11 protein-coding genes and 7 tRNA genes are annotated in these 12,784 nt (G+C 68.3%); 10 read left to right on the top strand and 8 right to left on the bottom strand.

Translation table 11 applies throughout. The annotated features are described in order from the left end of the window. Window positions 1–13: 13 nt before the first annotated feature. Window positions 14–757, top strand: coding sequence for an SDR family NAD(P)-dependent oxidoreductase (locus FB475_RS31970; protein WP_141861260.1), 744 nt, complete (start codon window positions 14–16; stop codon window positions 755–757). A gap of 175 nt (window positions 758–932) precedes the next feature. After that, window positions 933–1,745 carry an EamA family transporter gene (locus tag FB475_RS31965; protein ID WP_141861258.1) on the top strand — a complete coding sequence of 271 codons (813 nt, stop codon included), beginning with the start codon at window positions 933–935 and terminating at the stop codon, window positions 1,743–1,745. Between the two features lie 187 nt (window positions 1,746–1,932). Here the strand turns inward: FB475_RS31965 and FB475_RS31960 are convergent. The 4 genes from FB475_RS31960 to FB475_RS31945 all read right to left on the bottom strand — a co-directional run bounded on the left by FB475_RS31960 (window position 1,933) and on the right by FB475_RS31945 (window position 3,236). After that, window positions 1,933–2,004 (bottom strand) — tRNA-Val (locus FB475_RS31960). Between the two features lie 32 nt (window positions 2,005–2,036). Continuing rightward, window positions 2,037–2,107, bottom strand: a tRNA-Cys gene (locus FB475_RS31955). Between the two features lie 24 nt (window positions 2,108–2,131). Then, a tRNA-Gly gene (locus FB475_RS31950) sits at window positions 2,132–2,204 on the bottom strand. Window positions 2,205–2,351: 147 nt separating this feature from the next. Continuing rightward, window positions 2,352–3,236 (bottom strand): sigma-70 family RNA polymerase sigma factor, encoded by an 885-nt coding sequence (locus FB475_RS31945; RefSeq protein ID WP_337678230.1) that lies wholly within the window; start codon window positions 3,234–3,236, stop codon window positions 2,352–2,354. A gap of 73 nt (window positions 3,237–3,309) precedes the next feature. On the opposite strand from FB475_RS31945, the gene FB475_RS31940 reads away from it, so the two are divergent. Both FB475_RS31940 and FB475_RS31935 read left to right on the top strand, forming a co-directional pair. After that, window positions 3,310–3,750, top strand: a complete 441-nt coding sequence (locus FB475_RS31940) for a pyridoxamine 5'-phosphate oxidase family protein (protein WP_141861256.1) — start codon at window positions 3,310–3,312, stop codon at window positions 3,748–3,750. A gap of 94 nt (window positions 3,751–3,844) precedes the next feature. Beyond that, window positions 3,845–4,759: an aldo/keto reductase gene (locus FB475_RS31935; RefSeq protein ID WP_238332563.1), complete on the top strand. Its 915-nt coding sequence runs from the start codon at window positions 3,845–3,847 to the stop codon at window positions 4,757–4,759. Here FB475_RS31935 and FB475_RS31930 read toward each other — a convergent pair. After that, window positions 4,741–5,364, bottom strand: coding sequence for a hypothetical protein (locus FB475_RS31930; RefSeq protein WP_141861252.1), 624 nt, complete (start codon window positions 5,362–5,364; stop codon window positions 4,741–4,743). The two genes, FB475_RS31935 and FB475_RS31930, sit on opposite strands and share 19 nt — an antisense overlap. A gap of 50 nt (window positions 5,365–5,414) precedes the next feature. Between FB475_RS31930 and FB475_RS31925 the strand changes: the two genes are divergently transcribed. Continuing rightward, a complete protein-coding gene (locus FB475_RS31925) occupies window positions 5,415–6,608 on the top strand; it encodes a sensor histidine kinase (RefSeq protein ID WP_141861250.1) in 1,194 nt (397 codons plus the stop codon). Next, on the top strand, window positions 6,608–7,288 hold the full coding sequence (locus tag FB475_RS31920; RefSeq protein WP_141861248.1) for a response regulator: 681 nt from the start codon (window positions 6,608–6,610) through the stop codon (window positions 7,286–7,288). The genes FB475_RS31925 and FB475_RS31920 overlap by 1 nt, the downstream gene beginning before the upstream one ends. Here the strand turns inward: FB475_RS31920 and FB475_RS31915 are convergent. Together FB475_RS31915 and FB475_RS31910 are read right to left on the bottom strand one after the other, a co-directional pair. After that, on the bottom strand, window positions 7,285–8,658 hold the full coding sequence (locus FB475_RS31915) for a M20/M25/M40 family metallo-hydrolase (RefSeq protein ID WP_202878630.1): 1,374 nt from the start codon (window positions 8,656–8,658) through the stop codon (window positions 7,285–7,287). The genes FB475_RS31920 and FB475_RS31915 overlap by 4 nt on opposite strands. 376 nt (window positions 8,659–9,034) lie before the next feature. Next, window positions 9,035–9,106: transfer RNA gene (locus FB475_RS31910), tRNA-Val, on the bottom strand. A gap of 121 nt (window positions 9,107–9,227) precedes the next feature. Here FB475_RS31910 and FB475_RS31905 point away from each other — a divergent pair. After that, window positions 9,228–9,794: a CGNR zinc finger domain-containing protein gene (locus tag FB475_RS31905; RefSeq protein ID WP_238332562.1), complete on the top strand. Its 567-nt coding sequence runs from the start codon at window positions 9,228–9,230 to the stop codon at window positions 9,792–9,794. 653 nt (window positions 9,795–10,447) lie between these two features. Here the strand turns inward: FB475_RS31905 and FB475_RS31900 are convergent. Then, window positions 10,448–11,266, bottom strand: coding sequence for an aminotransferase class IV (locus tag FB475_RS31900; protein ID WP_141861244.1), 819 nt, complete (start codon window positions 11,264–11,266; stop codon window positions 10,448–10,450). A gap of 175 nt (window positions 11,267–11,441) precedes the next feature. Between FB475_RS31900 and FB475_RS31895 the strand changes: the two genes are divergently transcribed. The 3 genes from FB475_RS31895 (at window position 11,442) to FB475_RS31885 (ending at window position 11,737) form a co-directional block, all read left to right on the top strand. Further along, window positions 11,442–11,514, top strand: a tRNA-Gly gene (locus FB475_RS31895). A 49-nt stretch (window positions 11,515–11,563) separates the two neighbouring features. Next, window positions 11,564–11,634: transfer RNA gene (locus FB475_RS31890), tRNA-Cys, on the top strand. A 31-nt stretch (window positions 11,635–11,665) separates the two neighbouring features. Next, window positions 11,666–11,737 (top strand) — tRNA-Val (locus FB475_RS31885). Window positions 11,738–12,784: the final 1,047 nt, after the last annotated feature.

Raw genomic sequence — 12,784 nt, 5'->3', positions numbered from 1 at the left:
AGGATCGGTTCTCATGAACCGATCTGTGCTGGTGACTGGGGCTTCGCGGGGGATCGGAGCGGCGACGGCTCGAGCCTTCGCCGCCGCGGGGGACAGGGTGGCGGTGCACTACAGCTCGTCGGCCGACGCTGCCGCCCAGGTGGTGAAGGAACTGCCTGGCTCCGGCCATCTCGCAGTACATGCGGACCTGGCGGATCCGGCCGCGATCGAGACGATGGTTTCGGACGCCGCGGCCGCGCTCGGCAGTATCGACGTACTGGTGAACAACGCCGGCGTCTATCACCCGCACCGCATCCGCGAGACGACGTACGCCGAATGGCAGCAGGCGTGGGCGGACACGCTCGCCGTCAATCTCATTGGTCCGGCCAACGTCACGTGGTGCGCCGTACGGCATATGACCCGCGGCGGACGGATCGTCAACGTCTCGTCCCGCGGCGCCTTCCGCGGCGAACCGAACCAGCCCGCGTACGGCGCTTCGAAGGCGGCGATCGTCTCGTTCACGCAATCCTTGGCCCGCGCGCTCGGCCCCGAGGGAATCGCGGTCACCGCGATCGCTCCAGGATGGACCGTCACGGACATGGCAGCCGTCAACCTCGCGGGCGAAGGCTACGACCGCCGCCGACTGGAAAGCCCGCTGGAGCGAGTAGCAGACCCGTCCGAGGTCGCGGCCGCGATCCTCTACCTCGCATCAGCAGAAGCCGAGTTCGCCACCGGCACGGTCCTCGACTTCAACGGCGGCTCGTACCTGCGGATGTAATCCGTTGGTCACCGCCTCCCGGACTGGCTAGGGTCTCCGGCATGCATCGAATCATCACCCCGCCGGCCGCCGCTTAGCGGACGGCCACTTTCACGCTCAGGTCCTTTGGTGACCTGAGCTTCTTCGGGCTGTTCGCAGAAGCCTCCTACTCGATGCGAACACTCCGGAGCACCCGATGCACCAACGCGTCTCGTCACGACGTGCCCTAGTACTAGTACTCCTGGCCGCCATCGCCTGGGGCACAGGCGGCCCAACCGGCGCCTTCCTGTCCAAGGCAGGCCTGACGCCCCTCGCCACCTCCTTCTGGCGCCTGGCCGCGGCCGCTGTCTGGCTGCTGGCGCTGCGCCTACTTTCACGCCGCCGCAAGCCCCTCAACCTCAGGCCAAGCCATGCTCTCACCGGCCTAGGCCTGGCCATCTGCCAACTCGGCTACTTCACCGCAATCCCACGAGTGGGCATCGGAATAGCCACGGTCATAGCCCTAGGCGCAGCCCCCATCATGATCACCCTAGGTGCCCGAGAACGCCTGACACCAGCGATACTCGCCGCCCTAGCAGGTCTGGCCCTCCTGACAACAACCGCGGGAAAGGCCAGCCTCACAGGCATAGCAGCAGCCCTGGCCTCGGCAGCCGGCTACTCCCTGACCACCCTGCTCAACCGCAACACCCCAGACCCCCTGACCACAGCCCTCCTGGGCTTCGTGACGGGAGCTCTACTACTAGCCCCGTTCGCTGCCCTCCCGACAACCTGGACCGGCTGGCTCCTGATCGCCTACTTCGGCCTGGTCCCCACAGCCCTCGCCTACACCCTCTTCTACGAAGGCCTGAGAACCCTGAAGCCCTCCACAGCCTCTGTAATAGCCCTACTGGAACCAGTAGTAGCCACAGCCATAGGCGTCCTCTTCTTCAAAGAACACCTGACCGTCGTAGCCCTAGCAGGAGCAGCAGTACTCCTGTCAGCCGTAGCAGCCCAGTCCCGCCACCGCTAACCAGCTGTTTGACGCCGAGCCACCCGCCCAACCCAGCCACGCGCCGCCGAGCGAAGCGAAGGCGCAGGGGGTGCGGGTGGCGGAGCCCCCGCAACGCGGCAAGCGAAGCGCAGCCGCACAAATGACGAAGGCGAGGTGGCCAGCCGCAGCCGTCAGGCTGCGCGGCACACCTCGCCCATCGCCTTCGTGGACGATACTGGGATCGAACCAGTGACCTCTTCCGTGTCAGGGAAGCGCGCTACCGCTGCGCCAATCGTCCGTCCGGAACACCCAGCCCAGCTGAGGTTCCCGAGGTGGAGACGGGATTCGAACCCGTGTACACGGCTTTGCAGGCCGTTGCCTCGCCTCTCGGCCACTCCACCGTAGAAAGCCGAAAACCTTCTCCGAGCGGACGACCGGGTTCGAACCGGCGACCTCAACCTTGGCAAGGTTGCGCTCTACCAACTGAGCTACGTCCGCGCCGCATCCGGAGCGTCTCCGCTCGGTGCGAGAGCAGAACAGTAGCGCACTTTCGGCGCCGGTAAAAACCCGGTTTCCCTGCTCCTGAAGGGGCCTCATCGGTCGCAGGAATCCGACCGGAGTTTGTCCACTCGCCACGCCGCCGGTTCAGGCTTTCAAGGTCACGAGATCGACGCTTTCCAGGTACTCCTTGTCGCCGCGCAGGTCGATCGCGGCGACACGCCCGTCGGTGACCGTGAAAGAGAACACAATCAGCGGTTCTCCGCGCTGCATCCACACCAGGCCAGGCATTCCGTCGACGAGGACGAGTTTCGCGGCCGCAGCCCGTCCGGTGAACTCCCGCGCGACGCTGGCCGCTCCGGTCAGTACTGCCTCCGACCCGTACGCGCCGGCGCCGGCGTCCGCGCGAACGACGACATCCGGGTCGAGTACCTCGAGCAGTGCCGAGAAGTCCGCGCCACGGGCCGCCATCAGGAAGGCGTTCACGACTTCCTTCTGGCGTACGACGTCGACGCCGGTCGGTTCCGGCGTACCGCGAACCCGGCGGCGTGCGCGGCTCGCGATCTGCCGCGCGGCGGCCGGCGACTTCCGGATGATCGGCGCGATGTCCTCGAACGGTACGGCGAACAGATCGTGCAGTACGAACGCGAGCCGCTCGGCCGGCGACAGCGTCTGGAGTACGACGAGCAGCGCGAGCCCGACCGAGTCGGCCTGGACGGCTTCGAGCTCGGGATCGGGTACGTCGTCGGCGAGCCCGGGGGAGTGCTCGCCGACGGGTAGTTCGGGCCGGCCGCGGCGGGTCCGCAGCATGTCGAGGCAGATCCGGCCGACGACCGTGGTGAGCCAGCCGCCGAGGTTGTCGATGCTTCCGGTGTCACTGCGGCTGAGCCGGATCCACGTCTCCTGGACCGCGTCCTCCGCCTCGGGCTCGGAACCCAGGATCCGGTACGCCACGGCGCGCAGCCGGTCCCGGTTCTCCTCGAACCGTGTTGCCAGCCAGTCGTCCCCGGTCATCCGCACCACACCCCTCACCTGTCACACTGTGCGGCCCAGCGCCGTCACCCGTTTGACGGAACCCGACCGACACATGTGACAGGAGCCGACGATGACGGCAGCACCCCGCCCACTGGACGTCCGCAAACAGGACACCCTGACCCGCCTGGCCCAGGACGTCGACGCGTGGGTGGCGACAGCCTCCCCGGACGGTACGCCGTACCTGATGCCGCTCTCGTTCCTGTGGACCGACGGCACGCTGCTCCTGTCGACCGCCCGCACCAACCCGACCGCACGCAACCTACTCGCCAACCCGGTCCTGCAGCTGACCTTGGGCGAGGTCCGCGACGTCATCCACATCACCGCCACCGCCGAGCCCACCGACCCAACCCCCACCGAGGCCGACCAGTTCGCGGAAAAGTCCGGCTTCGACCCCCGCCCCCTCCCGAACTACCCGTTCTTCCGAGTGACGCCGCAGAAGATCCAGGCTTGGCGCGAGGTCAACGAACTCAAAGACCGCGTCCTGATGAACAACGGCAACTGGCTGGTCTGAATCCTCTTGACCTAGAGCGCGGTCGAGAATACAGGGTAGGGACATGGTGTCTCTGGGGAACCGCAGGCCTGTCAGTGCGCTCTGTCTGGGAGCGATGAACTTTGGTACGTCGACACCGGCCGAGACGGCGGTGGCGATTCTCGATCGGTTTGTGGACGCGGGTGGCACGTTCATCGACACGTCGAACAACTACAACCAGTGGGTTGGGCACGGCGGCGAGAGTGAGGAGCTGCTGGCGGCGTGGATGCGGTCTCGGGGTAACCGGGACGGCCTGGTGATTGCGACGAAGTGTGGTGCACGTACGACGGTCCCCGGCGACCCGGGGGACGCGCACTGGGAGGGACTGAGCGCAGCGGCTGTACGTAAGGCTGTGAGGGGAAGTCTGTCGCGGCTCGGTGTGGAGCGGATTGACTTGTACTACGCGCACATCGACGACCGCAGTAATCCGCTGGAAGAGACCGTGGGCGTCTTCGGCGAGCTGGCGGCGGAGGGCGTCGTAGATCTCATCGGCTGCAGCAACACGGCCACGTGGCGCCTGGACCGTGCACGGCAGACAGCAGCCGCCCAGGGCCTCGCGCAGTACTGCGTGATCCAGCAGCACGCGACCTACCTGTGGCCCAACCCGCCTGCGCTGCAAGGGGTCCTGCGACGCAGCACACCGCACTTCCAGCACGCGGGTATCGAGCATTTCGACTACCTGGCGGAGAACCCGGACGTCACGCTCGTCGCGTACCAGCCCCTCCTCACCGGCTCGTACGCGCGCTCCGACCGCCCCTTCTCAGCCCAGCGGGGCTACGCCCACCCGACGGCGTACGTGCGCAACGAGGTCCTCCGCCAGACCGCGGCAGACCTAGGTGTCACCACGAACCAGGTAGTACTCGCCTGGCTGATGCACCACAGCGTCGTACCGCTCGTGGGAGTGTCGTCGATCGCTCAGCTGGAGGAGGCGCTCGCCGCGGTGGAGTTGGAGCTGGACGCCAACCTGGTAGCTCAGCTCGACAAGGCCTGAGCGGGCTTCCGGCTGAGGAGAACGCCGCCGATTGCGAACCACAGCAAGCCGACGAGCGACGCCAGGAAGCCGACTGGTGTCAGTAGGGCGATGCCGATCAGTGCGGCGGGGATCGTCAACCACCTCGGGAGGACGTCGACAGCAGCCAGCGTGAGGAACAGCAACGCGAGACCGCCGGGCGGCGTACCAGCTGAACCGATGAGGTGCCACGCCTGCATGGCGTCCGGGCTGACGTTCGACAAGTTCGCGGTTGCCCCGAGCAAGCTGTACTGATCGCCCGAAATCACCGCCTCGACCGCGGCCATCGCACCGGCGACCCCAACCAGCGCCGCGACAACGGGCCGGTGTCGGCTCTGCACCACGACGACCGCGGCGAACACCGCGAGCGCCATACCGCCGAGCACCATCAGCAGCCCGCCGAACCGTACCTGCGAGTGATGCGTGGCGTAGTAATTGCTGAGCTCCGCGACCGGCGTGTGCTCGTCCGGGAACTGGCCGATCACCAGGTCCCCGCCGACGGTGAGTACGGCGTACGCGAGCCCGGCGATCGGCAGCACCCGGAGTGCGATCGAGTGCTGGACGGCGGATTGAGTTCGAAGTGCCATGGCCCCTCCTGATCGTGAGATTCCGACACCGTCGACGCTAGGGACGCCGGATGGCCCGCACATCGACCGAGATCCCGATCTCCGGCATCAGCCGGTTGGCCGATGACGCTCGGCGCGAACGGACCTACTTTCGTGTCATGGACTTCTCCCGACTGCGTGCGAACGGCCGGCGGGTCGACGTGGTCGTGGCCGCTGCGCTGGCGGTGGTCGCGGTCGTCCAGCTGGTCGCGCTGGCGCCGGCCGACGCCGGTTTCGCCGTACCGCTCGCGCTTGCGGTGTGCGCGGGCGTCGGGCTGCGGCGCAGCCGGCCGTTCTGGGTCGGTGTCGGCGCGCAAACGCTGATGGCGGCGGGAGGCTGGCTGGGGATCACGCGGTACGCCGGTCCGCTGACCGTCGCCTGGTTCTGCGCGCTCTACGGGCTCGCGGTGTGGACATCGGACAAGCAGTTCGCGATCGGTACGGCGTACTTCGTGATCACGGACCTCGTCCCTTGGCACGATCCGGACCAGGCGGTGCCTTTCGCGGTCGGGGGTGCCCTGGTCATGTGGCTGCTCCGGCTGACGATCCGGTCCCGCGACCTGCGGCTCGACGTGGCCCAGCGCGAGTACGAACTGGCCGCCCGCGAGGCTCGGCTGGACGAACGGATCCAGATCGCCCGGGATCTGCACGACGTCGTCGCGCACCATGTCTCGGCGATCGTTGTCCAGGCCGCGAGCGAAGGCCGCCGGCTCGAACCAGGGGAGACCCGCGACGTCCTCGAACTGATCGAACAGGTCGGCCGGTCGGCCCTCGACGACATGCGGCGGATGGTGGCCGTCCTGCGCTCGGACGGGACCGGATCGCTCGAACCGCAGCCGGGGATCGAGGACATCCCGTTGCTCGTCCAGCAGGTCACGTCCGCGGGTCTTTCCGTCGGGTACGGCGTCACCGGGCGGGTTCGGCCGCTGCCGCTGATGGTGCAGCTCGCCGCCTACCGCACCGTTCAGGAGGCTTTGACGAACGCGCTGAAACACGCGGGGCCCGCGCAAGCCACGGTTTCGGTCCACTACGGCGAGCGCACGCTGGCGGTGTCCGTGGCGGACGACGGGCTCGGCGACGGTGACGCGTCGCTGCCCGGCGGTCACGGACTCAAAGGGCTCGCCGAGCGGATCGAGAGCTGTGGAGGACGCCTGACGCACGGACCGGTACCGCCACCGCGGCGCGGGTTCGCGGTCTCGGCCGAGATCCCGGTCGGGGACGGCTGATGATCCGCGTACTGATCGCCGACGACCAGGTGCTGCTGCGCGCCGGACTGCACAAACTCATCGCGGACGAGGAGGGGTTCGACGTCGTCGGTGAAGCAGGCAACGGTTCCGAGGCGGCGGCGCTGGCGGCGCGGTTGCGGCCGGACGTCGTACTGATGGACATCCGGATGCCGATCCTCGACGGCATCTCGGCGACCCGGCTGATCACGTCGTCCGGTACGGCGACCCGGGTGCTGATCCTGACCACGTTCGGCCTCGACGACTACGTGTTCGAGGCGCTGCGCTCCGGTGCCAGCGGTTTCATGCTCAAGGACGCGCCGGCCGCCGAACTCCTGGCTGCGGTTCGGATCATCGCGGCCGGCGATTCGATCCTCGCGCCCGCGGTCACGCGGTCCGTCGTGGAGGAGTTCGTCCGCGCGCCGCGCTCAGCCTCCCGCGAGGGCAGCCTGCGGCTGCGGTCCCTGACCGCCCGCGAACGCGAGGTCTTCGACCTCCTGGTGAAGGGCCGGTCCAACACCGAGATCTGCGCGCACCTCGTGATCAGCGAGGCCACCACCAAGACCCACGTAGCGCGCATCCTGCAGAAGATCGGCGTACGCGACCGGGTCCAGGTGGTGATCCAGGCCTACGAATGGGGGCTCGCTGGTTCTGGCGGGCGGGTCTTGGATGGTGGCGGTTAGGCCACCGGGCGTGGGTATGCGGCCGGGCTCCGATTGCCGTTCTGATCGACCGCGCGGATGCCCATCTGCACGTTGTCCTTGGAGATGTCGAGCGTCGCCGTGGTGACGTTTCCGACCGGAATCGCACTGGTCCAATCGGGCTCCGTGGTCTCCCGCAACACCACCTCGTACCCCGCCAGGTCCGGTTCGGGGTTGGCGTTCCACGACAGCGTTGTGAGGTTGGTACCGGAGAATGTGCCGGGCGGAGTCGTGTGGATCTGGGCGTTCTTCGGCGTACCGGGATTCGTGGCCAGGGCCCAGAGTGCAGCCGCGTTCACTCTGGTCACCCGGGCGATGTAGTCGAAGTCCACGAACTCGATCAGGTCGCCGAGCTGTACGCCGTCCTGCACCCGGACGTCCTGGTGCTCGTGGTTGAAGTTCTCCCGCGGCTCGGTGAATCGGGCGGCCGGGTATCCCTGGCCCTGGAAGGACAGGTGGTCGCTGCCACGCAGGTACCGGTCCCGCCGCCAGATCAGCCTCACGTTCATGCCGGTCAGGCTGTACGGCGCCACCGAGCGAACGAAACGGCCGAGCTGACGCGACTGGCTGTCGTTCTCGCCGCCGGTCGACTGCAGCAGCGAGATCTGGGCCGCCGTGACGTTGGTCGGGACGCCTTCGAGGAACATCCGCACCGTGAACGGGTCGGGTTTGTGCCCGTCGAAGGAGTGGCTGGCCCCGACGATGTCGTTGCTGAACATGCCCTGTACGTCGTTGCCGGCGGCCGCCATCTGCTGCGCCATGAAGCTGGACCCGTACAGCCCCTGCTCCTCGCCGGAGACCGCGGCGAAGACGATCGTGCCGGGGAACTGATGGGCCGCGAACACCCGGGCGAGCTCGAGCACACACGCAACACCGGACGCGTCGTCGTCGGCCCCCGGCGCATCGCTGGTGAAGTCCATGACGTCGGTCACTCGTGAGTCGAGGTGCCCGGTGACGACATAAAACCGCTCGGGCGACGCGGTCCCGCGCAACGTGGCGATGACGTTGGTGATCTGGGTCGGGATCGGGATCCGACTCGACACCGGCTGAACGAACGACTGCCGCTGCACCGTCATTCTGCCGCCCGAGGTCGCGGCAATCGCATTCATCTGCGCCGCGACCCAGTCCGTGGCCGCCCCGATACCCCGCACCGGGTCGGTCTGACTGGACAAGGTGTGCCTGGTGCCGAACTCGGTCAACCGTTGAATGGTCGCCCCGATCCGCTGCGGATCAACCTGCCGCAGTAACCGCCGCAAGTCCTGGTCGAACGTCACCGCCTCCAGCGTCTGGGCCCCGCCGGCCGCTTCGACCGGCCCCCCGACCAACGCCGCCCCAACCGCACCAGCAGCCACAGCTCCCGACCCGGCCAAGAACACCCGCCGACTGGACCGAGCCGAAAACCCCGAAGAAGACGAAGACGAACGAGAGCCGGACATGGCGCCTCCAGAGTCCACGAACAACACCTCGCCCCACTCTGGCACCCACCCCCCGCCCCGTCAGCCCCTCAGCCCCCGCATTTTCCCGCTCGCCCCACCCCCCACACCCGCCACCTCCACCCAGCCCCGCACCCTGCCCCCGAACCCCACACCCGCGAGCGCGCGGCGCCGCACCCCGCCCCCGAAACCAACCGCCCAACCCAACACCCGCGAGCGGGCGGGCCGCAGAAATGACAAGGGCGACGCGGTCAGCGCACCTAAGTGCGCGACACACGTCGCCTGTAAACAGTCGTGGGCGATACTGGGTTCGAACCAGTGACCTCTTCGGTGTGAACGAAGCGCGCTACCACTGCGCCAATCGCCCAGCGTGGTGCTGGTGTTTCTGTTGGGGTGTTGCGGGTGAAACCATAGCGCATGATGAAGCGACGATCTAATCGGGCCGGGCTACTCTTGCTGCAGGACGGAGACCCCGTCGCGTTGGAGACGTGATTGTGACTTTCTCGCACGACACCGAGCAGGCGCTCGGGACGCTGGTCCGGCTCGTCAACACCATGCCCGGACCGAACAGCCAGGTCGATTCGCTCGAGACCCTCGAGGAACTGGAGAAGTTCGTCCAGGAACGGGAGTTCAGCGCGGTCGACTCGCTGTCGGACAAGGACCTGGCCGAGGTCCGCGACCTGCGGCCGCTGTTCGCGCCCGTGTTCACGACCGACTCCGACGCGGAGGCGGCGACGATGATCAACGCGATCATCGCCCGCGGTACGTCGACTCCGCGGCTGACCAACCACGACGGGCATCCGTGGCACATCCACTATTCGAGGGCGGGCGCGTCGCTGGCCTGCCGGATCACGGTGGAGTGCGGGATCGCGCTGGCCCAGGTCATCTCGGCGGGCGAGCGCGAACGCCTCCGCCGCTGCGAGGCGCCGGACTGCGACGACGCCCTGATCGACCTGTCCCGCAACCGCTCCAAGCGCTACTGCGACGCCCGCACCTGCGGCAACCGCCTCCACGTAGCCGCCTACCGAGAACGCCGCAAAGCCTCCGGCGAGTAACCACCCGAACTCTCGGCCACCAGCCGGCGCGAACCCGCAGGCCACCACACTCGCCCCAGCCCGCCCGCGCCCCGCGTGCGCCTGCCTGCGCCCCGCGTGCGCGTGTCCGCGAGGCGCGATCGTGGTGGCCTGGCGCTCCGCATCCGCCGATGGCAAGCGTGCCGCGCCGTCGGCGCGACCTTCGCGCGCCGGGCCGGGGCGGTGGGAGCTGCGTGGGAGTTGCTCCTCGGGCGACGCCCGGCGAGGGTCGGTGCGGTTCTCCACGCCATCACAACCGGTGCGGTCCGGCGATGCGTCACGGATGGCTGCCCGGAGAACGCGATTGTGGTGGCGTGGCGATCCGGGCAGATGAGCATCTGCCCGCGAAGAGTCGCCGGTTCACCCGTAGGTGGCGTATGGGCGTGCCAGGCGGGCCTGGGGTGATGGTTGTGCCGGGTGGTGTGGGTGGTGTGGGTGGTGTGGGGCGCGGCCCGGGCGGGTGGGCTTCCGAGGTCGGGCGGACGTGGGGCACTCATCAAGGTTGTGTGGAGGTGTCGGGCGCGGGGAGTGGAGGGCTGTCGTCCGCGTGTGGGGCGGGTGGGCTGCTCGCCTCCGGGTTCGTTGGTGAGTGGCTGAGGTCCGGGCGGCTCCCGAAATGGGGTGGGGTCCGGGTCTTAGGGGTTGGGGTTCTGGGCGGAGTGTTCGGTGAAGATTTTGGTTACCTGGGTGGTGATCGTGCCGGGGGCTGGGAGGGTGCGGGTGTCTACGCGGTGGATGGCTTGGATGTCGCGGGTGGTGGATGTGAGGAAGATCTCCTCGGCTTCGTAGAGGTGCTCCAGCGGTACGTCGCGTTCGCTGCCGCCGAACCATTCCAGTACCAGCGCGCGCGTTACCCCGGCCAGTGCGCCTGACTCGAGTGTTGGCGTGACCAGTTCACCGTCGTACACGCAGAAGATGTTCGAGCCCGTGCCCTCGCACAGTTGGCCGACGGTGTTGGCGAAGATCGCTTCGCTGCCGCCACGCTCCTTGGCGTAGGCGAGCGCGCGGACGTTCTCGGCGTACGACGTCGTCTTCAGGCCGGCGACCGCGCTGCGTTCGTTGCGGACCCACGGGACCGTGACGATCGCGGACGTCGGGGACGGTCGCTTGATCTCCTGCGTCGCGACGACGATCGTCGGGCCGTCCGTGCCGCGGTCGGAGGAGAGGGGCGACACGCCGCCGGTGTACGTGATCCGCAGCCGGCCGAACGGGATCGCCGGATCCGCCGCGACGATCGTCGCGATGCCGTCCTCGATCGCGGCGACGTCCGGCGCCGGCAGGCCGAGCCCGACCGCCGAACGGACCAGCCGGTCAAGGTGCCGGCGTACCGCGAACGGCTGACCGTTCTCGATCTTGATCGTCTCGAAGACGCCGTCACCCGTGGTCAGCCCATGGTCCAGCGGCGAGACCGTCGCCGCGCCGTCCAGCAGGGCGCCGTTGAGCCAGATACGCATGTGGTGCTCCTTCCGGGAACACCTTAGTGCGCAGGCGATCCGGCCTCGCGCGGGCCGTCCGAGGTGACCGGTTGATGACGGTACGTCGACGTACCGGGGACCCCCGTTTTTGAACTCGGGCGGAGATGGGCTAATGTTCTTCTCGCGCCGGGGGACATGAAAACCCGGGCGCAATGCGGACGTAGCTCAGTTGGTAGAGCGCAACCTTGCCAAGGTTGAGGTCGCCGGTTCGAACCCGGTCGTCCGCTCGGAGAGGGTTCGGCAGGCCACCGTCCTCAGATGTCGAACAGCCTCAGTGGTGGAGTGGCCGAGAGGCGAGGCAACGGCCTGCAAAGCCGTGTACACGGGTTCGAATCCCGTCTCCACCTCGGGAACCTCACGTGGTTGAGTGTTCCGGACGGACGATTGGCGCAGCGGTAGCGCGCTTCCCTGACACGGAAGAGGTCACTGGTTCGATCCCAGTATCGTCCACCCGAACGAGGGCGACGTGCGTCGCGCACCAAGTGCGCCGACCACGTCGCCCTCGCCATTTCTGCAGCTACGCTTCGCTTGCCGCGTCGCGGGGAGCTTCGCCACCCGCACCCCCTTGCGCCGTCGCTTCGCTCGGCTCGTTGCGCGGGTTGGGCGGTCTACTCACTTGCCGGGCGTGGGGTTGGGCAATTAGCTCGCCTGCCGGGCTTGGGTTGCCCGGTCGGCTCACCCGGCACGCGCGGGTTCGGCGGTCAGCCACCGGGCTCGGGTCGGCTCAGCTGCCGGGCTCGGGCCGATCGGCCCACCAGCCGTGGGTCGGCCGGTCAGCTCACCCAGGCATGGGTCAGCCATCTGCCGGGGTTGAGTCGGGCCTTTGCTCATCGGCCTTGCCCGGGTTGGCCGGTCGGCTCACCCGGCCGGGCTCGGGTCGGGCGGTCGGCCCGCCGCGGTTGGCCAGTCAGCTCACCGGGCTCGGGTTGGCCTGCGGCTCACCTGTGAGGCCTGGGCCGATTGGTCAACACACGCGCCAGGCCCGGGAGGCCCGTCGACTCATCTGCCGGGCCCGGGTTGGCCGCTCGGCTCCTGGCGCAGGTTGGCCGGTCGGTTGATCTGCCGGGTGCCGGTTGACCGCTCGGCTTACCGGCCGGGCTTCGGTTGGGCGGACGGCTCACCTGCCAGCGCCGTGGTGGTGGTCGACTGGTGCACCGTCCGGGCTGGTGTTCTGCCCGGGAACATGTCGCTTCGGGCGGTGCTCGACTGGGGCTGACGGGTGATCGCCGCCGATTGCGACAGGCGTCTGGCCGCAGGGATCAGTTGCCGGCTGATTCTGGTCGGCTCACTCGCCGGGGGCAATTGATCCTCGCGTCACCGGGTGGGCTCGGGTTGTGGCCGGGCGTGCGGTTGTTGGCCGTGCGTGGGTTGGTCGGGGAGTGGCTAGGTGGGCGATTGGTCGGGTGGCACGCGCGGATCGCGTTCGCTGGGTCGGGGTAGGGGTGCGGCGTCGAGGGTGCGGCGTCGAGGGTGCGGCGTCGAGGGTGCGGCGTCGAG

Source organism: Kribbella jejuensis, from assembly GCF_006715085.1.
Taxonomy (GTDB): Bacteria; Actinomycetota; Actinomycetes; order Propionibacteriales; family Kribbellaceae; genus Kribbella; species Kribbella jejuensis.
Note: the sequence above shows the minus strand (reverse complement) of the source record. Positions and strands in the feature narration are given on the sequence as shown.

What these genes read in the sequence shown, in the direction of transcription:
- FB475_RS31970 (WP_141861260.1), top strand. Translation starts at nt 14, where the DNA reads ATGAACCGATCTGTGCTGGTGACTGGGGCTTCGCGGGGGATCGGAGCG.
- FB475_RS31940 (WP_141861256.1), top strand. Translation starts at nt 3,310, where the DNA reads ATGACGGCAGCACCCCGCCCACTGGACGTCCGCAAACAGGACACCCTG.
- FB475_RS31925 (WP_141861250.1), top strand. Translation starts at nt 5,415, where the DNA reads ATGGCCCGCACATCGACCGAGATCCCGATCTCCGGCATCAGCCGGTTG.
- FB475_RS31965 (WP_141861258.1), top strand. Translation starts at nt 933, where the DNA reads ATGCACCAACGCGTCTCGTCACGACGTGCCCTAGTACTAGTACTCCTG.
- FB475_RS31930 (WP_141861252.1), bottom strand. Translation starts at nt 5,364, where the DNA reads ATGGCACTTCGAACTCAATCCGCCGTCCAGCACTCGATCGCACTCCGG.
- FB475_RS31920 (WP_141861248.1), top strand. Translation starts at nt 6,608, where the DNA reads ATGATCCGCGTACTGATCGCCGACGACCAGGTGCTGCTGCGCGCCGGA.
- FB475_RS31900 (WP_141861244.1), bottom strand. Translation starts at nt 11,266, where the DNA reads ATGCGTATCTGGCTCAACGGCGCCCTGCTGGACGGCGCGGCGACGGTC.
- FB475_RS31935 (WP_238332563.1), top strand. Translation starts at nt 3,845, where the DNA reads ATGAACTTTGGTACGTCGACACCGGCCGAGACGGCGGTGGCGATTCTC.